The 24,224-nt window shown below is 68.2% G+C and carries 23 protein-coding genes; 9 read left to right on the forward strand and 14 right to left on the reverse strand.

From position 1 onward, the window contains the following. Window positions 1-60 precede the first annotated feature (60 nt). From M3149_RS12225 to sucC, 7 genes are all read right to left on the reverse strand, one after another. Window positions 61-552, reverse strand: a complete 492-nt coding sequence (locus M3149_RS12225; protein WP_251709858.1) for a pilin — start codon at window positions 550-552, stop codon at window positions 61-63. A gap of 192 nt (window positions 553-744) precedes the next feature. Further along, on the reverse strand, window positions 745-1,536 hold the full coding sequence (locus M3149_RS12230; RefSeq protein WP_251709859.1) for a 3',5'-cyclic-nucleotide phosphodiesterase: 792 nt from the start codon (window positions 1,534-1,536) through the stop codon (window positions 745-747). Between the two features lie 134 nt (window positions 1,537-1,670). Then, window positions 1,671-2,294, reverse strand: coding sequence for an FHA domain-containing protein (locus M3149_RS12235; protein ID WP_251709814.1), 624 nt, complete (start codon window positions 2,292-2,294; stop codon window positions 1,671-1,673). 57 nt (window positions 2,295-2,351) lie between these two features. After that, window positions 2,352-3,137, reverse strand: a complete 786-nt coding sequence (locus M3149_RS12240; RefSeq protein WP_251709815.1) for a Stp1/IreP family PP2C-type Ser/Thr phosphatase — start codon at window positions 3,135-3,137, stop codon at window positions 2,352-2,354. 10 nt (window positions 3,138-3,147) lie between these two features. After that, window positions 3,148-5,769 carry a CHASE2 domain-containing serine/threonine-protein kinase gene (locus tag M3149_RS12245; protein WP_251709816.1) on the reverse strand — a complete coding sequence of 874 codons (2,622 nt, stop codon included), beginning with the start codon at window positions 5,767-5,769 and terminating at the stop codon, window positions 3,148-3,150. A gap of 224 nt (window positions 5,770-5,993) precedes the next feature. Continuing rightward, window positions 5,994-6,887 (reverse strand): succinate--CoA ligase subunit alpha, encoded by an 894-nt coding sequence (gene sucD, locus M3149_RS12250; RefSeq protein WP_166228977.1) that lies wholly within the window; start codon window positions 6,885-6,887, stop codon window positions 5,994-5,996. 15 nt (window positions 6,888-6,902) lie between these two features. Continuing rightward, complete coding sequence (sucC, locus tag M3149_RS12255) at window positions 6,903-8,069, reverse strand: ADP-forming succinate--CoA ligase subunit beta (protein ID WP_251709817.1); 1,167 nt, start codon at window positions 8,067-8,069, stop codon at window positions 6,903-6,905. 167 nt (window positions 8,070-8,236) lie between these two features. Here sucC and argC point away from each other — a divergent pair, with 167 nt between their 5' ends. Then, complete coding sequence (argC, locus tag M3149_RS12260) at window positions 8,237-9,163, forward strand: N-acetyl-gamma-glutamyl-phosphate reductase (protein WP_251709818.1); 927 nt, start codon at window positions 8,237-8,239, stop codon at window positions 9,161-9,163. A 35-nt stretch (window positions 9,164-9,198) separates the two neighbouring features. Here argC and recX read toward each other — a convergent pair whose 3' ends face one another. After that, on the reverse strand, window positions 9,199-9,654 hold the full coding sequence (gene recX, locus M3149_RS12265; protein ID WP_251709819.1) for a recombination regulator RecX: 456 nt from the start codon (window positions 9,652-9,654) through the stop codon (window positions 9,199-9,201). A 17-nt stretch (window positions 9,655-9,671) separates the two neighbouring features. Then, the gene (gene recA / locus M3149_RS12270; protein ID WP_251709820.1) at window positions 9,672-10,784 is read right to left on the reverse strand and encodes a recombinase RecA; all 1,113 of its coding nucleotides are present in this window, start codon (window positions 10,782-10,784) and stop codon (window positions 9,672-9,674) included. A 154-nt stretch (window positions 10,785-10,938) separates the two neighbouring features. On the opposite strand from recA, the gene M3149_RS12275 reads away from it, so the two are divergent. The 3 genes from M3149_RS12275 (at window position 10,939) to M3149_RS12285 (ending at window position 13,655) form a co-directional block, all read left to right on the forward strand. Next, on the forward strand, window positions 10,939-11,412 hold the full coding sequence (locus tag M3149_RS12275; RefSeq protein WP_251709821.1) for a MarR family winged helix-turn-helix transcriptional regulator: 474 nt from the start codon (window positions 10,939-10,941) through the stop codon (window positions 11,410-11,412). Between the two features lie 63 nt (window positions 11,413-11,475). Further along, window positions 11,476-12,144, forward strand: coding sequence for a response regulator (locus tag M3149_RS12280; RefSeq protein ID WP_251709822.1), 669 nt, complete (start codon window positions 11,476-11,478; stop codon window positions 12,142-12,144). Between the two features lie 71 nt (window positions 12,145-12,215). After that, on the forward strand, window positions 12,216-13,655 hold the full coding sequence (locus tag M3149_RS12285) for a sensor histidine kinase (protein WP_251709860.1): 1,440 nt from the start codon (window positions 12,216-12,218) through the stop codon (window positions 13,653-13,655). An 87-nt stretch (window positions 13,656-13,742) separates the two neighbouring features. Here the strand turns inward: M3149_RS12285 and M3149_RS12290 are convergent, their stop codons facing one another. Beyond that, complete coding sequence (locus M3149_RS12290; protein WP_251709823.1) at window positions 13,743-14,387, reverse strand: glutathione S-transferase family protein; 645 nt, start codon at window positions 14,385-14,387, stop codon at window positions 13,743-13,745. Window positions 14,388-14,415: 28 nt separating this feature from the next. Then, window positions 14,416-17,358, reverse strand: coding sequence for a DNA topoisomerase III (locus M3149_RS12295; RefSeq protein ID WP_251709861.1), 2,943 nt, complete (start codon window positions 17,356-17,358; stop codon window positions 14,416-14,418). A 124-nt stretch (window positions 17,359-17,482) separates the two neighbouring features. Between M3149_RS12295 and M3149_RS12300 the strand changes: the two genes are divergently transcribed. From M3149_RS12300 to M3149_RS12310, 3 genes are read left to right on the forward strand one after another with little or no spacing between them, the layout of a single operon-like run. Next, window positions 17,483-18,010 carry an SET domain-containing protein gene (locus tag M3149_RS12300; RefSeq protein ID WP_251709824.1) on the forward strand — a complete coding sequence of 176 codons (528 nt, stop codon included), beginning with the start codon at window positions 17,483-17,485 and terminating at the stop codon, window positions 18,008-18,010. A gap of 2 nt (window positions 18,011-18,012) precedes the next feature. Further along, the gene (locus M3149_RS12305; protein ID WP_251709825.1) at window positions 18,013-18,816 is read left to right on the forward strand and encodes a biotin--[acetyl-CoA-carboxylase] ligase; all 804 of its coding nucleotides are present in this window, start codon (window positions 18,013-18,015) and stop codon (window positions 18,814-18,816) included. After that, window positions 18,810-19,634: an SPOR domain-containing protein gene (locus M3149_RS12310; RefSeq protein WP_251709826.1), complete on the forward strand. Its 825-nt coding sequence runs from the start codon at window positions 18,810-18,812 to the stop codon at window positions 19,632-19,634. The genes M3149_RS12305 and M3149_RS12310 overlap by 7 nt, the downstream gene beginning before the upstream one ends. A gap of 6 nt (window positions 19,635-19,640) precedes the next feature. Here M3149_RS12310 and M3149_RS12315 read toward each other — a convergent pair whose 3' ends face one another. The 3 genes from M3149_RS12315 to M3149_RS12325 form a co-directional block, all read right to left on the reverse strand. Further along, window positions 19,641-21,512, reverse strand: coding sequence for a S8 family peptidase (locus M3149_RS12315; RefSeq protein WP_251709827.1), 1,872 nt, complete (start codon window positions 21,510-21,512; stop codon window positions 19,641-19,643). Window positions 21,513-21,673: 161 nt separating this feature from the next. Continuing rightward, on the reverse strand, window positions 21,674-22,582 hold the full coding sequence (locus M3149_RS12320; RefSeq protein WP_251709828.1) for an alpha/beta hydrolase family protein: 909 nt from the start codon (window positions 22,580-22,582) through the stop codon (window positions 21,674-21,676). Then, window positions 22,579-23,184: a TetR/AcrR family transcriptional regulator gene (locus tag M3149_RS12325; RefSeq protein WP_251709829.1), complete on the reverse strand. Its 606-nt coding sequence runs from the start codon at window positions 23,182-23,184 to the stop codon at window positions 22,579-22,581. The genes M3149_RS12320 and M3149_RS12325 overlap by 4 nt, the downstream gene beginning before the upstream one ends. A 123-nt stretch (window positions 23,185-23,307) precedes the next feature. On the opposite strand from M3149_RS12325, the gene M3149_RS12330 reads away from it, so the two are divergent. Both M3149_RS12330 and M3149_RS12335 read left to right on the forward strand, forming a co-directional pair. Then, window positions 23,308-23,856, forward strand: coding sequence for a TetR/AcrR family transcriptional regulator (locus M3149_RS12330; RefSeq protein ID WP_251709830.1), 549 nt, complete (start codon window positions 23,308-23,310; stop codon window positions 23,854-23,856). Beyond that, window positions 23,853-24,197, forward strand: coding sequence for an SMR family transporter (locus tag M3149_RS12335; RefSeq protein WP_251709831.1), 345 nt, complete (start codon window positions 23,853-23,855; stop codon window positions 24,195-24,197). The genes M3149_RS12330 and M3149_RS12335 overlap by 4 nt, the downstream gene beginning before the upstream one ends. The last annotated feature ends 27 nt before the right edge of the window (window positions 24,198-24,224 follow it).

Below are 24,224 nucleotides of genomic sequence, written 5' to 3' on the forward strand. Positions count from 1 at the left end.
CGCTTGTTTGGATCGGAGGACTCCTCCCCCCACAGGGGCGGAGTCTTGACCGCCCCTAGTTTAGGGCGTCGTAGCTACGAACGGGCCAGCAACGCTAGCCACCGTCGTGTCGCGGCATGAACCCGGCAGAAACTTGGCGTCCACGCCGGTGCCAGAAGCACCAGGTCCGCAGAGCCACGCGTTCACGGTCCCGCTTACAACCGTGGGAACAAGGCGCACCGTTCCATTGGCACCAGAACCAATGTTTTGGGACGTCACCTGAACCGCACCCGCCGCGTTGGTTGCAATCTGCGCAACGTAGTTGGACGTGGACACGGAAGCCTCGCAGCCCCAGGCACCCGCAGCGGGCAACGAAGCCGGGTTGGTGATCGACTGATAGATCTCGGTCACGCTGGTGCGGCAAGCGGAAGCAGCAAGGATCACTTCTGACATCTTGGCTCGCTTGGTGTAATCCTGATACGCCGGCAGCGCCACGGCGGCCAGGATACCGATGATGGCCACCACGATCATCAGTTCGATCAGGGTGAAGCCTTTTTGAAGGGCACGTTTCATTTGCATGGAGAACTCCTCAGCTGGGGGGTTGGGTTGGGACGCGATCCTCATTGCAGACGGCGTGCCAACCCGCCGGGGGCTGATGAGCGTGCGGTGGGCCGCGATGGCCGGCGCAGACGTGATCAATTACCAGTAGGTCTGCCATTCCCTGTCGACAAAAAGTGTCGACTTCGTATCGGATGACAGGTTTTGTCACACCTCGAACACCTGCCCGGCGCTGAGCCAGCGGATGTCGCGGCGCGGCTGGGTGTCCAGGCGGTGGATCTCTTCAATGATGAGCGCGGTCTCGGCCGGCTTGGTGTGGGTGATGTGGATTTGCGGGCGCTGCTCTGGCGCCAGGCGGGCCAGTTCCTCACCCAGCAGCGAGGGTGCCAGGTGCTGGCTGCGCAGTGCGAGGTCGGTCTCGCGGTCGCTGAAGGCCGTCTCGATGATCAGATGCGCCACGTCGAGCTGGTTCACGCGCGCCCAGAAGGCGGGGTTGCGCCCGGTGTCGCCGCTGAACACCCATTGCGGGCCGCCTGCCCGAGCTGCGGCGGCGAAGCCGGCGGCGGGCACGGTATGCACGGCCGGCAGGATCTCGATGCACTTGCGCCCGATAGCCACCACATCGCCGACCTGGAACGGCACGAAGCGCATGAGCGGCGCCTGCACGCTCGGGATGGCGGTGAAATCGGGCCAGATGGTGTCGTTGAAAAGGTGATCGCGCAGGGCGTCGATGGTGCCCGGCAGGGCATGCACCTGCAGCGCGGGGGCGCCACGCGCCAGGCGGCTGGCGGCCACGGCATCGAGCATGAGCGGCAGCGCGGCCACGTGATCGAGGTGCGAGTGGCTCAGCAGCACGTGGTCGATGCGCAGCATCTCCTCGAGGCTGAGATCGCCCACGCCGGTGCCGGCGTCGATGAGCGTGTCGTCGTCGAGCAGGAAGGCCGTGGTGCGGCAGCCCTGGGCGATGGCACCGGAGCAACCGAGGACGCGAACCCGCATGGTGGTGGTGGGCGGCATGGACACGATGCCGCAGAGTACCCGGGGCGAGCGCCCGGGACTGTGACTTTTTTCGCGCCTCGGGGCGCAGTAGCCGGTCGTTACGTGCCAGCCGTCAGAAGGTTGCCAGGGGTCGATCAGCCCTGGACGAACTGCATCTGTGTGCCCGCAAGTTCCAGCACGTCGCCGTGGCGCAGGTCCTTGCCCTCGGTTCCCAGCGGGGCGCCGTTGATGGTGGGCTTGACGGTGCCCTCAACCATGGCCACGACGTAGCCATGCGGGCGACGCGTGATGGCCGCCACCGCCACGCCGGGCTTGCCGATGGTGGTGACTACCTTGGTGAGCGCAACCTCGCGGCCGGCGGCCGAGCCGCTGATGACCTTGATGGCGGCCGGCGCCAGCGGCGCGGCGCCGCTGTCGGGTGCGACCACGGCGCCGGCGTTGATCACCATGGTCTTTTCGTAGGACTCGCCACCCTCGTGCACGAACTTGATCTTGTACTTGCCGATCTCGATGGTGTCGCCGCCCTGCAGCTGCTGTTTCTTGATCGCCTTGCCGTTGACGTAGGTGCCGTTGGTGCTGTTGAGGTCTTCCAGGAACACATCGGAGCCGGACATCTGCAACACCGCGTGCTCGCCGCTGACCGCCAGGTTGTCGATCACCACGTCGTTGTACGGACGACGGCCGAGCGTCGTGCGGTCCTTGGTGAGCTGGACCTCCTTGATGACGACGCCGTCGATGGAAACGATCATTTTCGGCATGGCCGACTCCTCTTGGGATTCCTTGGTGCGCTGAACGGGGTGCTGGGCGAATCCGGATTATTGTCCGAGCATGCGCGACAACAAGCCGCGGCGTGTGGCTTTGGCGCGAGCAAGTGTCAGTATCACCGAAATATTGTCACGCCCGCCGGCAGCATTGGCGGCATCCACCAACGCCACCGCTTTCTCTTCCAGCGTGCCTGCCGTCACCAGCAAGGCGGCGATGCGTTCGTCGCTGAGCATGTCGTTGAGGCCGTCGGAGCAGAACAGGTAGAGGTCGCCGTCTTCGACGCGGTATTCGTTGACTTCGAGCAACACCGCATCCTCCACGCCCAGGGCACGCGTGACCAGGTTGCGGTGCGTGGCGTACTGGGCCTGCTCCAGCGAGATCAGGCCGGCATCGATCTGCTCTTGCAACAGCGAGTGGTCGCGCGTCATCTGCACGAACTCCCCGCCGCGCAACCGGTAGCAGCGCGAGTCGCCCACGTGGCCGATCATCACGCGGCCATCGAGGAACACGCCCATGACGAGCGTGGTGCCCATGCCGGCGTACTGCGGGTTGGCGTTGGCCGCGTTGAAGATGGACCGGTTGGCGTTGTCGATGCAGATTTCCATCGCGCGCTTGAGCTCGCGCGTGCTCGACTCGGCGCCCCCCTCGGCCAGCCAGCGGCCGAGCTCCGAACGGATGAAGGTGGTGGCCATGGCGCTGGCCACCTCGCCCGCGTTGTAGCCCCCCATGCCGTCCGCCAGCACGGCCACCCCGTTGTCGGTGTCCAGCGACACTGCGTCTTCGTTGTTGTCCCTGACCAGACCCGGATCGGTCAGGGCGTGAAACTCGAAATTCATGGACGTGGCTTTATACCGGGATGGAGGGGGTGATACGGCCGTCCTGAGGCGTCCGCAGCGCTTGGGTCTGGTCAAGAGTGCTGTCGCTCACGATGGGCGTGATGCGCCGCAGCGCGGCCGCCACATCGGCGCCGCTGGCGGGCCGGTCTTCGGCCCGCTTGGCCAGCAGCACCTGCAGCAGTGTTGCCAGTTCGGCAGGCAAGTCCGGGCGCAGCGTGCGCAAGTCGGGCGGCACTGTGTTGGCGATCTGATACATCAAGGCCGACAAAGAATCGCCCTTGAGCGGCAACTCGCCTGTCAGCAGTTGAAACAACATGGCGCCGAGCGCGTACAGGTCGGCCCGTCCGTCCACGCGCTGCCCGGCCAGTTGCTCGGGTGCCATGAAGCTGGGCGTGCCCAGCACCACGCCGGTTTTCGTGCGGCTGCTGTCGGTGATGCGCGCGATGCCGAAGTCCGTCACCTTCACCTGGCCGCTGGCCGGGTCGAGCATGACGTTGGCGGGCTTGATGTCGCGGTGCACCACGTTCTGGCGGTGCGCGTGGTCCAGCGCCAGCGCCACCTGCTCGCCGACGTGCAGCACCCGGACAGGCGGCAACAGCGTGCCGGGGCGGGTGTGGGCCTGCAGGTCGTGGCCATGCAGGAACTCCATGGCGATGTAGGCGAGGTCGTGCTCCTCGCCGGCATCGAAGATGGTCACGATATTGGGGTGCTGCAGACGGCCCGCGGTCTCGGCCTCGCGGAAGAAGCGCTTGCGTGCCTCCTCGAGCTCGCTGCCTTCGAACTCGGCCGACAGCGCGAGCGTCTTGATCGCCACCGTGCGGCCGATGGTCGGGTCGCGCCCCTGATAGACCACGCCCATCGCGCCCTTGCCAAGTTCCTTCTCGACCCGGTAGCGACCCAGCATGGGCTGCTCCACGCCCGGGCGATCGAGCACCAGGGTGCCGCCCGGATGGGCGCCGGCACCGCCGCCGAGCACCACCGTGCGCGCCATCGATTGCGCCTGCAGGCGCCGCGTCTGCACGTCGGCGTCGCTGCGGTCCAGGCGCGCCATGTGTTCGTACACCGCCTCGGCCTTGTTGAACTGCCGCTTGCGCTCGAAGTCCAGCGCCAGGTGCTTGAGGTTGTCCATCAGCGCGGCGCTGTGCGGCACGCGGCGGAAGCGGTCGAAGGCCATGTCGAGCTGGCCCTGGCCCTGCAGCGCCAGACCCATCATGCGGTTGGTCTCGGCCGACTCCTGGTCGGCGCGGCGCTTGCCGGCCTCGGTGATCAGGAAGCGGCGTGTGGTGAGCGCGAGGTGACCGGCCAGCAGCAGCACCGCGGGCAACACCAACGGCAACCAGAGGGCCGCGCGTGAGAGCAACAGATATTCGGTGGCCAGCAGCGTCAGCAGCAGGGCCGCCGTCACCAGCGCCGCCGCCGCCGCGGAAAGCCGTCGCAAGCCGAAGCCCAGGTAGGCGGTGATGATCAGCAGCGCGGCCACCACGACCGCACCGGTCCAGGCCGGTTGGGCGATGAAGTGGCCATTGAGCAGGCTGGCGGTGTGGTGCGCCAGGATGGCCGCCGGCGACAGCGCGGGCGACACCGGTGTGCTGAACAGCGTGCCCACGCCGGCCGCGGTGGCGCCAACGATGACGATGCGATCACGCAGCAGTTCAGGGGCCACGCGGCCGGCCAGCACGTCATGGAAGGAGACGGTGGGGAAGGCGCTGACGCCGTTGCGGTCGGCGTAGAACTGGGGCAGCACACGCGCCGCCTCGTCGGTGGGAATGATCGACGGGCCGAGCACCAGGGCTTCACCCGGGCGCAGTGCGACATCGGCCACCGACAGGTTCAGGCTGTGCGCCGCGGTGGCCAAGGCCATGGACGGCACCGCCACGCCATCGAAGCGAACCAGCAAGGCCTCGCGGCGCACCGCGCCGTCCGGGTCCAGCCACTGGTTGAGGTGGCCCAGCGCCGCAGCACTTTCACCCAGCGCGGGCAACGGCAGCAAGGCGCGTTGGGCGGGCACACCGTAGCCAGCCACGTCCGGCAGGGCATTGCGCTGCACATAGGCGGGCAAAGGGGCGTCGGGGCGGCCGCGCGGCTCACCGAGTTCGAACACCGAGGGCAGCACCACCCGACCCGAGTCGCGCACGCTCGCCGCCAGCCGTGCGTCGCTGTCCAGCCGCTCCTGAGCGGCGCGCAGATCGGCCAGCAACCCTTCGCGCGCCACCGGGCCCAGGTCAGCCAGTGCGGGGTCGGCCCCTTCGATGCGCTCACGCAACCGAACCAGCGGGGCGAGGCCGCGATCGGTCTGGGGCTCGAAAAAGAACACGGTGTGCGCCACGGTACGGACACCGGCCGCCCGCAGGCGGTCGATCAATTCGGCGTGCACATCGCGCGGCCAGGGCCAGCGGCCGATGGCATTGATGCTGGCGTCGTCGATCGCGACCACCGTGATGCGATCACCGGGCTGGCGCGCGCTGGCGGTGCTGGCGTGGTCGTAGAAGCGGCGCTCCATGGAGCCGATCAGGTCCGTACCGGCGTGCAATAGACCCACGACCACGAGCACGCCGAGCGCGGTGGCCGCGTCGGCGAGCGAGCGCCAGCGCGGACGGCGGCGCACAGGGGTCGGGGAATCGGCGTCGTTCACAGAGGCATTCCGGGGTCGGCTCACAAAGAAAGAGGTGAGCCGGGCTGTTATCGGCCTCACGTGGCACCACTTCAGGGCGACTTCATTGGCCCCATGGATGTAGCATTTTGTTTCAAGCCACCGCCCGGCGACAAGCCACGAGAGTGACAAGCGTCACGCCTGGGACGACAGGCGAAAAAAAAGGCAACGCGCGCGTTGCCTTTTGCACATCCGCAGGGAACCGATCAGAGCAGCGACTTGAGCAGCTTGCCCATTTCGGACGGGTTGCGCGTGACCTTGAAGCCGCACTCTTCCATGATGGCGAGCTTGGCGTCGGCCGTGTCGGCGCCGCCGCTGATGAGCGCGCCGGCGTGGCCCATGCGCTTGCCGGGGGGCGCGGTGACGCCGGCGATGAAGCCGACCACGGGCTTCTTCATGTTTGCCTTGCACCACATCGCGGCTTCGGCCTCGTCCGGGCCACCGATCTCGCCGATCATGATCACGGCGTCGGTGTCGGGGTCGTCGTTGAAGGCCTTCATCACGTCGATGTGCTTCAAGCCATTGATGGGGTCGCCGCCGATGCCGACAGCGCTGGACTGGCCCAGGCCGATTTCGGTGAGCTGGGCGACGGCTTCATACGTGAGCGTGCCCGAGCGCGACACCACGCCGATGCGACCCTTGCGATGGATGTGGCCGGGCATGATGCCGATCTTGATCTCGTCGGGCGTGATCAGGCCAGGGCAGTTGGGGCCCAGCAGCAGCGTCTTCTTGCCGCCGGCGGCTTCCTTGGCCTTCATCTTGTTGCGCACTTCCAGCATGTCGCGCACGGGGATGCCTTCGGTGATGCAGATCGCCAGGTCCAGATCGGCCTCGACGGCTTCCCAGATGGCGGCCGCGGCACCCGCGGGCGGCACGTAGATCACCGACACGGTGGCGCCGGTCTGCTGGGCGGCTTCCTTCACCGAGGCGTAGATCGGAATGTTGAAGATCGACTCACCGGCCTTCTTCGGGTTCACGCCGGCCGCGAAGCAATGCTTGCCGTTCGCGTACTCCTGGCACTTCTCGGTGTGGAACTGACCGGTCTTGCCCGTGATGCCCTGGGTGATGACCTTGGTGTCTTTGTTGATGTAGATCGACATGGTGGTTCTCCGGGCTCAGGCGGCTTTGACGGCGGCGACGACCTTCTGGGCCGCTTCGGCCATGGAGTCGGCGCTGATGATGGGCAGGCCGGATTCGGCCAGCATCTTCTTGCCCAGTTCTTCGTTGGTGCCCTTCATGCGCACCACCAGCGGCACGTTCAGGTTCACCGCACGGCAGGCGGTGATGACACCGGTGGCGATGGTGTCGCACTTCATGATGCCGCCGAAGATGTTGACCAGGATGGCCTTGACCTTGTCGTTCTTGAGCATGATCTTGAACGCTTCGGTGACCTTCTCGGGGGTGGCGCCGCCGCCCACGTCGAGGAAGTTGGCCGGCTCGGCGCCGAACAGCTTGATGGTGTCCATGGTGGCCATGGCCAGGCCGGCGCCGTTCACGAGACAGCCGATGTTGCCGTCCAGGCTGATGTAGGCGAGATCGAACTTGGAGGCCTCGATCTCTGCGGGATCTTCTTCATCCAGATCGCGCAGAGCGACGATCTCGGGGTGGCGGAACAGGGCGTTGGAGTCGAAATTGAACTTGGCGTCCAGGGCGATGATGTTGCCCTTGCTGTCGCGGTTGAGCGGGTTGATCTCGACCAGCGAAGCGTCCGTCTCCATGTAGCACTTGTAGAGCTTCTTGCAGATGTCGGCGAACTGCGCTTCGGAGTCGGCCGGCAGGTTGATGCCCTTGGCGAGTTCCCTGGCCTGCGCGTCGGTGAAGCCGACCAGCGGGTCGACGAAGACCTTCACGATTTTCTCGGGCGTGGCGTGCGCCACTTCCTCGATGTCCATGCCGCCTTCGCTGGAGGCGATGAAGGCCACCTTCTGCGTGCCACGGTCGGTCACGGCGGAGAGGTAGTACTCCTTCTGGATGTCGGCGCCATCTTCAATATAGAGGCGGCGCACCTTCTGGCCTTCGGGGCCGGTCTGGTGCGTCTTGAGCTGCATGCCCAGGATCTGGCCGGCGAGCTCTTTCACCTGATCGATGCTCTTGGCGACCTTCACGCCGCCGCCCTTGCCACGGCCACCGGCATGGATCTGCGCCTTGACGACCCACACGGGCCCCCCGAGCTTCTGCGCGGCTTCCACCGCCTCCTGCACCGTGAACGCGGGAATGCCGCGCGGCACGGGCACACCAAACTGGCGCAGGATGTCCTTGCCTTGGTATTCGTGAATCTTCATGAGGTCTCTCTCAGGGATGGATCGTGTGTCCGGCGCGGCTGCGTACGCCGGGAGACGGGCTCTTGGGTGAGCAACCAAGAAATGTATCATGGTGCATTGCACCAATCCGGAGCATGCTGGCGCGTCGCCCAGGCGTTCGTCGGCTGACCGGTCTTCGAGGACTGCACATGGCCCATCAGATATTCATCGACGGCGAAGCCGGCACCACCGGTCTGCAGATCCGCGAGCGCCTGCTGCAGGAGCCCGGCGTGCAACTGCTCAGCATTGCAGCCGAGCGCCGCAAGGACCCCGAGGCCAAACGCGAACTGATGGCGCAGGCCGACCTGGTGGTGCTGTGCCTGCACGACGACGCGGCGCGCGAATCGGTCGCCATGATCGACGCCCTGCCGGGCCGCAAACCCCGCATCATCGACGCCTCCACCGCGCACCGCACGGCCCCTGGCTGGGTCTACGGGTTTCCCGAACTCACCGCCACACAAGCCACCGCGGTGAAGCAGGCCGATCGTGTGGCCAACCCCGGCTGCTACGCGACCGGCGCCATCGCGCTGATCCGTCCGCTGGTGGATGCGGGCCTGATTCCCGCGGACTTCCCGCTCTCGCTGCCGTCGGTGAGCGGGTATTCGGGCGGCGGGCGCTCGATGATCGAAGCCTACGAGGCCGGCACCGCGCCGCTGTTCGAGGCCTATGCCCTGGGTCTGTCGCACAAGCACCTGCCCGAGATCATGGCGCTCACGGGGCTGCAGCGCCGCCCGATCTTCATCCCCGCGGTGGGCAATTTCCGCCAGGGCATGCTGGTCCAGTTGCCGCTGCATCTGGATGCATTGCCGAGCCGCCCGACAGCGGCCGCCCTGCACGACGCGCTGGCCAGACACTACGCGGCCAGCGCAGCGGCCGGCGGCTTCGTGAGGGTGCTGCCACCCACGCAGGACGGCAAGCTCGACGCCACCGCGCTCAACGACACCAACCTGATCGAGTTGCGCGTGTTCGCCAACGAGTCGCACCGCCAAGCGGTGCTGATCGCCCGGCTGGACAACCTGGGCAAGGGCGCCAGCGGCGCTGCGGTGCAGAACCTCAAGCTGATGCTGGGGCTCTGACTCGGGCCCGGGCCAAGCGCAAGCCCTGGTCGCCTTCAGGCCGCGTCTTCGTCGGCACCAGCCACCACGCGGCGGATCGACTCGCCGCCGAAGCCCCGCGCGGCGAGGAAACGCATTTGCCTGGCTCGCTCGGCGGCGTCGGCCGGCGCACGTCCGAACTTCTTGCGCCAGACCTCACGCGCCCGATCGACCTCGGTGCCGCGCAGCCCGTCCACGGCTTGCGCCACCGCCTCTGGCGGCAGGCCCTTGGCCTGCAACTCCTGGCGCACGCGCGAAGCGCCCAGGCGCGCCGCGCGCCGGTGGATCACGGAGTCGATGACGCGCTGCTCGTCGATGAAGCCCTTGGCCTGCAGCTCATCGAGCGCCTGCGCGAGTTCGCCGGGCGCCTCCTCGTGCGGTGCGAGCTTGCGCAACAACTCCGCGCGCGAGTGCTCGCGCTGCGCCAGCAGGCGCAGCGCGCGTCCCTTGAGCGAGGGCTTGTCGAACCCCACGATGCCGTCACACCTTCTCAGGCATCGGCTTCTTCGGCGTCGGCCTTCGCCTTGCCCTTGCGGCCCTTGGTCGGCGCGGCCGCTTCCTCGTCAGCGGTGTCGGAGGGCAACAGAGGCACCCCCAGGGCCTCGCGCACCTTGTTCTCGATCTCGAAACGCAGCTCGACGTTTTCCTTGAGGAACTCACGCGCATTGTCGCGGCCCTGGCCGATCTTCTCGCCGTTGTAGGCGTACCAGGCGCCGGATTTTTCGATCACGCGGTGCAGCACGCCGAGATCGAGGATCTCGCCTTCGCGGCTGATGCCCTCGCCGAACAGGATGTCGAACTCGGCCGTCTTGAAGGGCGGCGAGACCTTGTTCTTCACCACCTTGACCTTGGTCTCGTTGCCGATCGCCTCCTCACCCTTCTTGATGGTGCCGGTGCGGCGGATGTCCAGGCGCACCGAGGCGTAGAACTTGAGCGCGTTGCCGCCGGTGGTGGTTTCGGGGCTGCCGAACATCACACCGATCTTCATGCGGATCTGGTTGATGAAAATCACCGTGCAGTTGGTCTTCTTGATGGTGGCGGTGAGTTTGCGCAGGGCCTGGCTCATCAGGCGCGCCTGCAGGCCGGGCAGGCTGTCGCCCATCTCGCCCTCGATCTCGGCCTTGGGTGTGAGCGCGGCCACCGAGTCCACCACCACCAGGTCGACCGCGCCGGAGCGCACGAGCGAATCGACGATCTCCAGCGCCTGCTCGCCGGTGTCGGGCTGGCTGATGAGCAACTCCTGCAGGTTCACGCCGAGCTTCTGGGCGTACTGGACATCGAGCGCGTGTTCGGCATCGACGAAAGCGCAGGTACCGGCCAGGCGCTGCATCTCGGCGATGACCTGCAGCGTGAGCGTGGTCTTGCCCGACGATTCCGGGCCGTAAATCTCGATCACGCGGCCGCGCGGCAAGCCGCCCACACCCAGCGCGATGTCCAGGCCCAGCGAACCGGTGGAGACGACCTGGATGTCTTCGATCACCTCGCCCTCGCCGAGCTTCATGATCGTGCCCTTGCCAAACTGCTTTTCGATCTGGGCCAGCGCGGCCTGCAGGGCCTTGGCCTTCTCGCTGTTGAGGGCGGCGTTCTTGACGGGTGCGTCCATTCGATGGCTCCTGAGCGGTGAGTGGGTGTTGACTTTGCGGCAAGCCGCCTGGGCTGTGATCGCATCCAGCACTGGATGCATGGCCAGCAGTGTAGCGGGGCAATGCCTGCCGACAACCTCAATTTTTGGTCAGTTTGCCTTACCATTCAACGCCATGAGCGATCAGCACGATGACCGTTGGCGCGGCGGCCACCTCGGCCGCCTGCTGGGCGAGGCGCAGCGCCGCTTCGACGCCCGCGTGCTGCACCTGATGGCGCACGATGCGCAGGTGCCGCTGGCGCTGTCCAACCTCGCGGCGCGTGCCCAGGTGGGGGCGGCGCACGTGCACATCACGCGCCACCTGGCGTTGCGCGGTTCGCGCCTGACGGAGCTCGCGCACAACGCCGGCATGAGCAAGCAGGCCATGGGCGATCTGGTGACGCAGTGCGAGGCCTGGGGCCTGGTGCGGCGCGAGACCGACCCGCTGGACGCGCGCGCACGGCGCATCGTCTTCACGCCCGATGGCCTGGTCTGGCTGGACGCGTTTCGCCGCGCGGTGGCCCGGGCCGAGGCCGAATTCGCCCAGCAGGTGGGCCAGGACGTGGCCACCGTGGTCGCGCTGGGGCTGGAGGCCTACGCCCAGGTTTGACCGGCGTCAGCGCCAGCGAAAGGGCCAAACCTACAATGACCCGAACACTTGAGGAGACACGCCATGCGCATCCTGATCGCCGAGGATGACCAGGTGCTGGCCGATGGCCTGCTGCGCAGCCTGCGCGCCACCGGGGCTGCGGTCGACCACGTGGCCAGTGGCACCGAGGCCGACGCCGCCCTGCTCACCAACAACGAGTTCGACCTGCTCATCCTCGACCTCGGGTTGCCGAGACTGCACGGCCTGGACGTGCTCAAGCGGCTGCGCTCGCGCGGCTCTGCCATGCCGGTGCTCATCCTCACCGCCGCCGACGGCGTCGAAGAACGCGTCAAAGGCCTGGACCTGGGCGCCGACGACTACATGGCCAAGCCGTTCTCGCTGCAGGAGCTCGAGGCGCGCGTGCGTGCCCTCACGCGCCGCGGCATGGGCGGCAGCACCAACACCATCCGCCACGGCCCGCTGGAATACGACCAGGCCGGGCGCGTGGCCACCATCGACGGCAAGATGATCGAACTCTCGGCGCGCGAGCTCGGGCTGCTCGAGGTGCTGCTGCAACGCGCAGGACGCCTGGTCAGCAAGGACCAGTTGGTCGAGCGCCTGTGTGAATGGGGTGAAGAGGTCAGCAACAACGCCATCGAGGTCTACATCCACCGCCTGCGCAAGAAGATCGAGAAAGGCCCGATCCGCATCGCCACCGTGCGCGGGCTCGGCTATTGCCTGGAGAAGGTGTGACCACACCGCCCCCGGTCGTGGAGCGTGCGCCGCGCGAGGCGCCGCCACCGGCCGAACGCCGGGCCAGCCCGATGTCGTTCGGGTTGTTCCAGCGCGAGCAGCGCAGCCTGTTCGGCGAGATCCTGGACTGGATGCTCACGCCGCTGCTGCTGTTGTGGCCGCTGTCGCTGGCGCTGACCTGGATCGTCGCGCAAGGCATCGCGAACAAACCGTTCGATCGCGCGCTGGAGTTCAACCTGCAGGCGCTGTCGCAACTCGTGGTGGTGCGCGACGGCGAGGCGCGGCTGGTGCTCGACAGCCAGGCACGCGACCTGCTGCGTGCCGACGACACCGACATCGTTTACTACCAGTTGGTGAACGCGCGCGGCGAGCACATCGGCGGCGAGATCGACCTGCCACCGCCACCGCTGGACGACGTGCCCGAGGCCGGTCGTGTGCGTCAGCGCGACGACGTGATGCGCGGCGACGCGGTCCGCGTGGCCTACACCTGGCTGGCCCGGCCCGACCCGCTGCGCCCGGTGCTGCTGCAGGTGGCCGAGACCACCGGCAGGCGCTCCACGTTGGCCAACGAAATCATCAAGGGCGTGATGGTGCCGCAGTTCGTGATCCTGCCGCTGGCGGTGCTGCTGGTGTGGCTGGCGCTGGTGCGCGGCATTCGCCCGCTGTCCGATCTGGAGCAGCGCATCCGCGCCCGCCGCCCCGACGACCTGAGCCCGATCGAGGAACTCGACGTGCCGCAGGAGGTGGCACCGTTGGTGTCGTCGATCAACGACCTGCTGGCGCGGCTGAAGGTCTCGCTCAACACGCAGCGCCGCTTCCTGGCGGACGCTGCGCACCAGCTCAAGACGCCGCTGGCCGGTCTGCGCATGCAGGCTGAGCTCGCACAGCGCGAGGCCGACCCGGCCGGCCTGCGCGCCTCGCTGCAGCAGATCGCCCGCTCCGCGGTGCGGGCCAACCACACGGTGAGCCAGTTGCTCGCGCTCGCTCGCGCCGAGACCACCGGCCGCGCGCTGCCCAGCGGCCCGGTCGATCTGGCAAGGCTGGTGGCCGGCGTGGTGCGCGACACCGTGCCGCGCGCGCTGGAACACGGCGTGGACCTGGGCCTGGAAGGCGTGTCCGAGGTGCCGCCCGAGATGCTGATCACCGGCAACCCCACGCTGCTGCAAGAGATGGTGCGCAACCTGCTCGACAACGCGATTGCCTACAGCGGCCAGGGCGGCGTGGTCACGGCGCGCGTGCTGGTCGACCGCTTCAGCGGCGTGCAGGTGGTGCAGGTGGAAGACAACGGGCCAGGCATCCCCGCCGGTGAACGCGGGCTGGTGCTGCAGCCGTTCTACCGCGCGCTGGGCACCAACGTGGATGGCTCGGGCCTGGGGCTGGCCATCGTGCAGGAGATCGCGCAGCAGCACGGCGCGAGCCTGCACATGGACGACGCCCACCCCGAGCGCCCGGCGCGCCCGGGGCTTCGGGTGTCGGTGCGATTCGTGCCGCGCAACGACCCGGCCGAGTGACGGCGGGATGGTTTCGCCGCCGGGCCACCCCAAGGCGAAACGCGCCCCCTGGGGGGCAGCGACCCGCGCAGCGGTGGCGCGTGGAAATTAAGGCTTGTACACGTTGAGTTCGAGACGCTCGCGCTCGATCACGCGCGCCACCGCAGGCAGCGCCGCAAAGCGCTGGGCCAGCGCCCAGGTCTTGGGCAGGGTCTGGGGGTCGATGCCCGCGAACCCGCCCCAGCGCAGCAGGGTCAGCGCATAGGCATCGAGCACGCCGGGCTTGTCGCCCCCGAGCCAGGGCGAGGCCTTTTCCGCCAGCGTCTCGATCTCACCCAGCAGGCCGCGGTAGGTCTCGACGGCATGCGCCTTGACGGCTTGCTGCGCGGCCTCATCGGCGGTGAACTTGTGCGGCATGAACACGTGCGTGAAGGTGGGGTGCACCGTGTTGTTCATCCAGGCCAGCGTCTGCAACGCGCGCGTGCGCGCCATGCCGCTGGCGGGCAACAGGCCGGCCTGCGGGAACTTCGCGTCCAGGTGCTGCGCGATGGCCACGATCTGCGTGATCACCTCGCCATCGTCGACCAGCACCGGCACCTGGCCACGCGGGTTGACGGCCAGGTACTCGGGTGTGCGCTGCTCGCCGCGGTGCAGCTTGATCGGCAGCGGCTCATAGGTGGCGCCCGCGAGTTCGAGGGCGGTGTGGGGCACGAAGGAACATGCGCCGGAGGCGTAGTACAGCTTGAGGCTCATCGTTGTGTCTCCAAAGGATGAAAAGGGCTCAGCTCAGGTGGTTGCCCACGAGGCCGGCAATCTCGAACATGGTCACCGAGTCCTTGCCGAAGACCGGGCGCAGGCGGGCATCGGCGTTGATGCGGCGCTTGTCCTTCGCGTCCTGCAGGCCGTTGGCCTTGATGTAGTCCCACAACTTCTTGACCACCTCGGGCCGCGACACCGCGCCTTCGCCGATGACGGCCGCGAGCGCAGCGCTGGGCTGCTTGCCGGTGGCCGCGGTGGTCTTGCGCGGGGCCTTCTTTGCAGCCGGCGCTTTCTTCGCCGCGGGCGCCTTCTTCGCTGCGACCTTTTTCGCGGGCGCCGCGGCCTTGGCCGCAGGCCGCGCCGCGCCCTTGCGCGGCGGGTACTTGCTGTCGCGCTGCTCGAACTCGAAATTCACCTTGCCCGCCTCGGCGTCCCAGGCCAGGAAGGCCTTGAACGGGCGGCGCGTGCGCATGGAGACAAACTTGTCGAGCAGATCGGTCTTGCCGCTGGCCAGCAGCTTGCTCATCTGCTCGCGCGCCACGGGCTGCTGCAGGATGATCTTGCCGCTCTTGAAGTCGCAACTCGGCGTGGGCTGCTGCGCCGTGGGCACGGCGCGCTCGCACACGTAGTTGGCGCCGTGCTCGTGCACCGCGCCGCCGCACTTGGGGCAGGCGCCCAGGCTTTCGCTGCCCGCGAAGTCGATCAGCTCGCCGGTTTCCTCGTCCTTGCGGTCGTCGCCGAAGTCGAATTCGAGCTTCCAGTTCCTGTCTTCTTCGCTGTGCTTGAGCACGAGTTCGGCGACGAAGGGCCAGCCCGCCTTGGAGCGGAAGCCCTCGAGCGGGCCAATGTGCTTGTCGCGCAGGAAAGCGTTGGCCTCGGCGGTCTCGAAGGTGCGCCCGCCCGGCGACTTGGTGAACGAGAAGCCGCAACCATCGCTGTTGCCGTCGGCGCCGGTGCACGCGAAGCGGCGGTAGTTTTCCTTCACCACGCCGCCGCAGTTGGGGCAGGGTGCTTCGAGCGTGGCGTAGTCGCCAGGCACGGTGTCGCGGTCGTATTCCTTGGCCTTCTTCACCAGGCGCTCGGTCATGGCCGCGATCTCGGCCATGAAGGCGTCGCGCGAGAGCTTGCCGTGCTCCATCTGCGCGAGCTTGTATTCCCACTCGCCGGTGAGCTCGGGTTTGGACAGGTCTTCCACCTCCAACCCGCGCAGCAGCGTCATGAGCTGGAACGCCTTGGCGGTGGGGATCAGCTCTCGACCTTCGCGCAGCATGTATTTTTCGGCCAGCAGGCCCTCTATGGTGGCCGCGCGCGTGGCCGGCGTGCCCAGGCCTTTCTCGTGCATGGCCTCGCGCAGTTCGTCGTCCTCAATGAGCTTGCCCGCACCTTCCATGGCCGCCAGCAAGGTGGCTTCGCTGTAGCGCGCGGGCGGGCGCGTTTGCAGACCCTTGTGCTCCACCGACTCGGTGCGCACCGTCTCGCCCTCGCGCACCGGCACCAGGTTCTGGCCCTTGTCGCCGGCCTGCGCACCTTCCACGTCCTCGGCAGCTTCCTTGCCGTACACCGCCATCCAGCCCGGCTTCACCAGCACCTTGCCTTCGGTTTTGAAGTGGTGGTTGAGCACGCTGCTGATGCGCGTGGTGACCATGAACTCGGCGCTGGGGAAGAAGACCGCGATGAAGCGGCGCACCACCAGGTCGTAGAGCTTCTGCTCGGCCTCGGACAGGCCGCTGGGCGCCTGCAGCGTGGGGATGATGGCGAAGTGGTCGGAGACCTTGCTGTTGTCGAAGATGCGCTTGCTGGGCTTGATGTAGCCGTTGTTGAGCGCGGTCAGCGCGTGCGGCGCGAGGTGCTTCATGCCGCTGTCGGCCAGCATCTCGAAGGTCTGTTTGACGGTGGCCAGGTAGTCCTCGGGCAGCGCGCGCGAATCGGTACGCGGGTAGGTGAGCGCCTTGTGGCGCTCGTACAGGCTTTGCGCAAGCTGCAGCGTGGTCTTGGCCGAGAAGCCGAAGCGGCCGTTGGCCTCGCGCTGCAGGCTGGTGAGGTCATAGAGCTGGCCGCAGGCCTGGGTGGTGGGATTGCTTTCTTCCGTCACGCTGGCGGCCTTGCCGCGAACCGCGTCGACGATGGCCTGCGCCTGCTTCAGGTCCCACACGCGGTCGGCGCGCAGATCGGGGTCGGCGTCGTCGCCGGTCGGCTTCTTGAAGCCCGGGTCGAACCACTTGCCTGGGTATTCGCCGGCTTCGGCGAGGAAGCTCGCGTGGATCTCCCAGTAGTCGCGCGGGCGGTGTGCGCGGATTTTTTCCTCGCGCTCGACCACGATGGACAGCGTGGGCGTCTGCACGCGGCCCACAGTGGTGAGGAAGAAGCCGCCATCGCGCGAGTTGAACGCCGTCATGGCGCGCGTGCCGTTGATGCCCACCAGCCAGTCGGCCTCGGAGCGGCTGCGCGCCGCGTCGGCCAGGCCGCGCATTTGCGCATCGCTGCGCAAGCGCTCGAAGCCTTCGCGGATGGCGGCCGGCGTCATCGACTGCAGCCACAGGCGGCGCACGGGCTTGCCCAGGCCCTGGTATTGCCCGCCCTTCTGACCACCGGCGTACTGTTCGATCAGGCGAAAGATGAGTTCGCCCTCCCGCCCCGCGTCGCAGGCGTTGATGAGTTCGGTGACGTCCTTGCGTTTGGCCAGCTTGACCACCGCGTTCAAACGCGACTTGGCCTTGTCGATCGGCTTGAGCTCGAAGTAGGGCGGCAGCACCGGCAGGTGCGCGAAGCTCCACTTGCCGCGCTTGACGTCGAACTGCTCGGGCGCGGCGATCTCCACCAGGTGGCCCACGGCAGACGTGACCACGTAGCGTTCGTTCTCGAAGTGGTCGTCGTGCTTCTCGAACTTGCCCGCGACCGGCGTGAGCGCACGCACGATGTCCTGCGCCACGGACGGCTTCTCCGCAATGACCAGGGTCTTGGCGATGCCTTCGGTTTTCATCTCTACAATCCGCTCCCACACACGCGAGCGCGCACACACGGGCGCGCGCTTGTCGTGCGCGCACCCACGCGCGCACCCGCACAAAACAACCTTACCAAAGAAATCCGACGTGACGAAAACCCCTCGGAAGCCTGCTGCGCGCACGAAAACCCCGGCCCCGGCGCAAGACGCCCGCCGCATCCAGACGCGCCGCTCCGGGGTGCATGGCAAGGGCGTCTTCGCGCTGGTGGATATCCCGCCGGGCGAGACGCTGATCGAATACACCGGCGAAGTCATCACCTGGGCCGAGGCGCTGGATCGCCATCCCCACGATCCGAGCGACCCCAATCACACCTTCTACTTTCACATCGACGAAGACCATGTCATCGATGCGAAGTACGGCGGGAACTCGGCCCGCTGGATCAACCACAGCTGCGCGCCCAACTGCGAGGCCGACATCGAGGACGGGCGCGTGTTCATCCGCAGCAAGCGCGCCATCCAGGCCGGGGAAGAACTGTTCTACGACTACGGCCTGGTGATCGACGAGCCGCTCACGCCCAAGCTCAAGGCGCAGTACCCGTGCTGGTGCGGCGCCCCGAAATGCCGCGGCACGCTGCTCGCGCCTAAACGCGGCGGGCGCGCCACGAAGCTGGGTTGACCATGATGGCCACGGCCACGCTTGGGGGCAGCGCCGAGGCCATCTGGCAGGCGGTGGTGCCCACGTTGCCGGGCTTCACGGTCGAGGTGGTGCCGCAGATCGACTCGACCAACACCGAACTCATGCGCCGTGCGCGCAGTGCGCCGCTGGATCCGGTGCTGCTGGTGGCCGAGCAGCAGACGGCGGGACGCGGGCGCCTGGGCCGCGGCTGGCACAGCCAGGCCGGTCAGTCGCTCACGTTCTCCCTCGGGCTGATGCTCGCGCCGCGCGAGTGGTCGGGCCTGTCACTCGCGGTGGGCGTGAGTCTGGCCGAACAGTTGCACGCCGATGTGCGGCTGAAATGGCCGAACGACCTCTGGCTGCTGGGCCGCAAGCTGGGCGGCATCCTGGTCGAGACCGCCGGCCAGCACGATGCCATGGGCGCGGCGCGCGCGGTGGTGATCGGCGTGGGCCTGAACGTGGCGCGACCGGCCGCCGCGGCGGTGCAGCAGACCGCCGCGGGCGCCCTGCCCCCGCTGGCACCCGCAGGCCTGGCCGAGGTGGAAATGGGTGTCACGGCGGCCGAGGTGCTGGGGCGCGTGGTCCCTGCGCTGGTGGCCGACGTGCAGCGCTTCGAGGCCGAGGGCTTTGCGGCCTTTGCCGGGCGCTTTGCCGCCCGCGATGCATTGAAGGATCGTGCGGTGGTGCTGAGCGATGGCACCACCGGCACCGCCTGCGGCGTGGCCAGTGACGGCGCGCTGCGGGTGCTCGTGGGCCAGCAGATGCGCCGCGTGGACAGCGCCGAAGTGAGCGTGCGCCCATGCTGAGGTGGCTGGTCATCGCCCTGGTCGTGGCCAACGCGGTGTATTACGCGGGCACCCACGGCCACCTGGCTGGCCTGGGCTGGCCGGCAGCCGGCGAAACGCGTGAACCGCAGCGGCTGACGCAGCAGATCGAACCGCAGCGGCTGCGCCTGCTCAATGGCCCGCAAGGCGCGGAACCGGTGTCCCCGGCGGCAGGCCGGCCAGGCCCCGAAGCGGCCGCAACGCCCACGAACCCGTCCTCGGCAGGTCAGCCTTCGCCATCGCCTGCCGCTTCGCCGCAGGGCTCGAGCGCCCCAGCGAGCACGCCAGGATCGCCCGCGGCTCCTGCAGCGCCCACGCTGCCGGCCACGCCAGCCACGGAGGCGGCCACCGCGTGCTGGCAGGCCGGTGGTTTCACCGAGGAGCAGGCTGAACTGCTGCGCGCCGAGTTGCGCCTGCTGGGCCTGGCCAGCAGCGCCTGGCAACTGAGCGAGGTGCGCAGCCCGGGCCGCTGGATCGTCTACATGGGCCGTTACGACAGTGCCGAGCAGGCGGCGCGCAAGAAGGCCGAGCTGCGCGCCCTGGGCATCGAGTTCCGCGACGTCGGCACGCCCGGGTTGACGCCCGGTATCGCGGTGGGCACCTTTTCCAGCGAGCAGGCCGCACGCGACGGCCTGCAACAGGCCGAACGCCGCGGCGTACGCACCGCGCGTGTGGTGCAGGAACGTGCGGAGAGCGTGAGCTTCAACCTGCGTCTGCCAGCGATCACCGAGGCGCAGCGACAGCGCATCGACGCCCTCGGTCCCGCCATGGGCGGGCGCACCTTGCAGCGCTGCGGCTGAGGCGCCTCAGCGTCGGCGCTGGCGCCAAGCCAACGCGACGACCCAGGCCCACAGCCCCGCGCCCCAGGCCCAGCCGAGTGCGCCACCGCCTCCGCCGCTCGTGGTGGGTCGCACGGTCACCACGGTCACGGTGTCGCTGCCTTTTTCGCCATCGCTGTCGGTGACGGTAAGGCGAAACACCCAACGCGCATCCAGGTCCGGCAGTTGCAGGTTGGCAACTGCCGAGGTGTCCCCGTCGATCGCCACCGCTGGGCCGCTCTCGCGCGTCCATTCATGGCTCACGATCGTCGCCATACCCAACGCGAAGCTCGCTCCGCCGTCCAGCGTGATGCGGGCACCCGGCTGCACGGTGCCGATGCGTTTGATGATGGCTGCCGGCCCGCTGGCCAGCTGCAAGGACACGCCAGCGTCGAGCAATCCCGCGCCGCAGGTGATTGTGGTGCAACGACACGGCCCGGCGGCCGCGGGTCCGCAATCGGGCAAGGCGGACGGTACATGGCCACGGCGGCGCGCCGCCTCCGTCATGCGGTAGATGAGGTCGGAGGGCCTCAATTTGTTGTTGACCGACAGCATGAGGCTGGCGACCCCGGCTGCCTGGGGCGCCGAGAAGCTGGTGCCTTGCTTGTAACCGTAGCCATCGGCGCCAGGGGTGGTGAGCCCATCGTTGTCGGTGGCGTAGATCATGTTGGCGTCCCCCGATTCGCTCGAGCCCCCGGGGGCCGAGAGCGCCACCTGAGGGCCGAAGCTGGAGTAATCGGCTTTCGCGCCGTCGCGTCGCACCGCGGCCACGGCCATCACGCCGTCGCAATCGGCCGGCCGGGTGAGCGGGCCCTCGTTGTTGCCCGCGGCCACCACCAGCAGCGCGCCTTCGTTGGTCACGTCATCGACCATGCTCTGGTAGGCCGCGTTGCAAGCGGTGCTGCCGCCAAAGCTCAGGTTGATGACGCGAGCAGGCGTCGGGTTTGACGGCGCGCCGTCCACGGGGAGACCGGCCGCCCAGCGCACGCCATCAAGCAGGTCGGAAAGCAACGCGCCGCATTTGCCCGCCACGCGCACGGGCAGGATCCTGGCGAGTCGGTTGATGCCGGCGATACCGATGCCGTTGTTCCACACTGCGCCGACCTGACCCGCGATGAAAGTGCCGTGCCATGAGCTGTCGGCCACGTCGCAGGCATCAAAAATGGCAGTGCCCAGATCGCCGGCGCTGACCCAATCCCCCGGGTCCGAGGGATCCGCGTCTCGACCATCGCTGTCGTTGGCCACCGAGAGTTCGCTCACGAAATCATGGCCGCTCAGCAGTTTTCCCATGAGGTCGGGATGGCTGAATCGAACGCCGTTGTCGACCACCGCCACCACCACGTTGCTGCCCGTGTTGATTTGCCAGGCGGGCGGCATGTTCATGGCAGATTGCTCAGCCGCACCGGGCACGCGCAGGTGCCATTGCAAGTTGGTGTAGTCGGTTTCGGTCGGTTCGGACCGGCGACGCTCGATCACATCAGGCTCCACCCAGGCCACGTCCGGGTGCAGCCGCAGGCGGCGCATGGCGTCGTCGAGCGCGTGGCCGCGCAGGGGTTTGTCCAGCCGCATGAGGGCAGCGCGCCCAGCCTCACCGACGCTGCGAACCGGCAGGCCCACGGACTTCGCGACAGCCTGCGTCTTCTCGCGGGAGCGCTGGGTGGCGCGTTTCCAGGCGGCCTGCTCTCGCTGGCGACGATCGGCCCAGGGGCCGCGTTCGGTGTGTTCGGCTCTCAACTCGTCTGCACCGGCCCGATAGCCCACGATGAGCCCGAAGGCCAGCGGATCGCCGGCCGAGGCCGGTATCGAGGCCACGCCGAGCAAGAGGCAGAAGAGGTAACGGCGAAGGCGGGGCGGGCGCATGCAGATTTGTAGCATCCGCCAGCGGCCCGCGTGTCCAAAAGTAGACCGGACATCCGCCTCAGTTCACCAGGCGGTTGGCGCCTGCGGGACGATGACCGTTGGCGCCTCCCGCACGCCCGCTCCGGTCACACGTTCCCGTCGCTCGCTGCGGATGCCTGGCGTCAGCCGGGCACGGTCGCGGCCCGGGCCGTGGGGGTGGTGAGGCTGTCGAACCACGCCAGAGCGTCGTTCCACAACGGCTGGGCACGCGGGCGGAAGTAGCCCATGTGTCCGATGGGGCCGAGTCCCTGGCGCCGCGAATCCAGCGTGACGGCGCGCACCGGCGCGTTACGGTAGCCGGCCATGAAGGCGTCGCGCGACGCCGGCGGTGCCCAGGCGTCGTCGAGCGCATTGACGGCCACGATGGGAAAGCGCACCGCGTCAAAGCGCGCGGTGACGTCGCGCATGCCGGGGTCGTCGAAGAAGTAGCGCGGAAAGCGGCACCAGTGGCGCCATTGGCGGTAGACATCGATCGGCAGGTCCTCGCCCATGCCGAGTTTGCTCCAGGGCAGGTAGCCGGCCACCCGCGTCATCAGCGGGCCCAGCACGTTCCACATCAGTTGCACGCGCAGGCGCTCCAGCGGGGGCATCCAGCCGTGCCAACCGGCACCGGTGGCAAAGGTGTAGGCCGCGTCCACGTGTTCCGGGTTGGGCAGAAGTCCCAGCGCATGGCCACCGTAAGAATGGCCGACCAGCCACAGCGGCACGCCTGGCGTGCGCATGTGGGCCACGGCCGCGGCGAGGTCGAGGCGGCCCCAGTCGAGATAGTCCATGCGAAAGCCCTTGAGGCTGCGGGGCGCGGAGTCGCCGATGCCACGGTAGTCGAGGGTCAGCACGTCGATGCCCTGGGCCGCGACGTGCTGGGCAAATCGCTTGTAGAAGCCCTGTGGCACCGCGGTGGCGCCGCCGACCACAAGGTGGGCGCGTGGCGGCGTGGCGGCGTGGTAGCGCCGGGCCGACAGCGGATAGCCGTCGGCGGCGTGCAGGGTGAGGCGTTCGACGCGCACGGCGTCGCGGGTGGCGGGTGTCATGTGGGGTTCTCCGGGGTCGGGGGAGCGGGCAACAAGGCCAGCAAGGTGTCGGTGATCTGCTGCACGGGTTCGATGCTGTGCGCCACGCGCGCCTGCAGCAGGCCGCCTTCGTAGGCGGCGACCATCAGGGTGGCCACGCCTGTGGCGCGCTCGGCGGGCATGCCGGCGACCACCAGGCCGTGTGCGATGCGCTCACGCAGCCGCGCAAAGCCGCGGGCGAGCGCTTCGCGCAGGGCCTTGTCGTCGGGCGCGGATTCCAGCGCCACCGTGGCCAGCGGGCAGCCGGACTCGAAGCCGGTGCGTTGCAGACGCTCGGTGGCGGCGCGAATCCACTGGCGCATCGCGGCCAGTGGGTCGGGCGCGGTGGCAAGCAGTTGGTCCAGGCCGCTGGTCATGCGTTCGACCACGCGGTCGATGGCGGCGATGGCCAGCTCGGTCTTGCCGCCGGGGAAGTGGTGGTAGAGCACGCCCTTGGGGGCGCCGGCCGACTGGAGCAGCTCGGTCAGGCCGATGCCGTGCAGGCCACGGCGGCGCAGCGCGTCGGTCATGGCGGCGATCAGGCGGTCGCGCGTGCCGGTTTCGGGCGGGGGTGCGGTGGGCATGGTCCGCATTCTCTAGACCGGTCGGTCTAGTGTCAATGCCGACCATCGGTGGACTTGTCGTAGGCGAGCTGGCGGCTTCTGGAGGCTTCTACAATAACAATCCATCTGGACGGATTTGAAATCATGGCCCTGAGTCGCCCCAAACAACCCGAGTTGCTGCGCGCCCGCATCCTCGAAGCCGCACAAGGCGTGTTGCTCGACGAAGGCCTGGCCGCCGTCACGCACGACCGCGTGCTGGCGCGCACCGGGATCTCCAAGGGTGGGCTGCAGCATCACTTCCGCACCAAACAACTGCTGCTGGACGCGCTGTTCGATCAGCTCTTCGCCAGCTTCGTGGCGCAATACGAACTGGCGCTGGCGCAGGAGCCCGCCGGGCCGGCGCGGCGCATGCGCGCCTACGTGAAGGCCTCGCGGCGCAACGCGCTCGACGTTGCGCACAGCGGGCGCGCCACGGTGCTGCTGGCACTGGGGGACGAGCAGTACCAGGCGCGCTGGTCGCGGTTCCTGGACGAGACCCTGGCGCCCGACACACTCGACGGCGCCACCCTGCTCGCTTGCCGCCTCGCGGCCGACGGGCTGTGGTACAGCCTGGTGTTCGGGCCGGTGCCCAGCGCGGCCGAGGTGGACGCGGCGCTGCACCGCATCCTGCAACTCACCGAGGAACGGCCATGAGCGCGTCGGCCTCGACCTACCTGCTGCTCGGCATCGCGATCGTGGCCGAGGTCATCGCCACCACCGCGCTCAAGGCCGCCGATGGCTTCAGCCGCCTGGGGCCCAGCGTGGTTGTGGTGCTGGGCTATGCCATTGCATTCGGCTGCCTCTCGTTCACGCTCAAGACATTGCCCACCGGGATCGCCTACGCCATCTGGTCGGGCGTGGGGATCGTGCTGGTGTCGGCCCTGGGCTGGTTCGTGCACCGCCAGGCGCTCGATGTGCCAGCATTGATCGGCCTGGGCCTGATCATCGCGGGCGTGCTGGTGGTCAACCTGTTCTCCCGCAGCGCGGCGCACTGAACGCACAAAACGAAAGGCGCCCGAAGG

It is taken from the genome of Hydrogenophaga intermedia (assembly GCF_023715105.1).
In the GTDB taxonomy this organism is placed as follows: Bacteria; Pseudomonadota; Gammaproteobacteria; order Burkholderiales; family Burkholderiaceae_C; genus Hydrogenophaga; species Hydrogenophaga intermedia_A.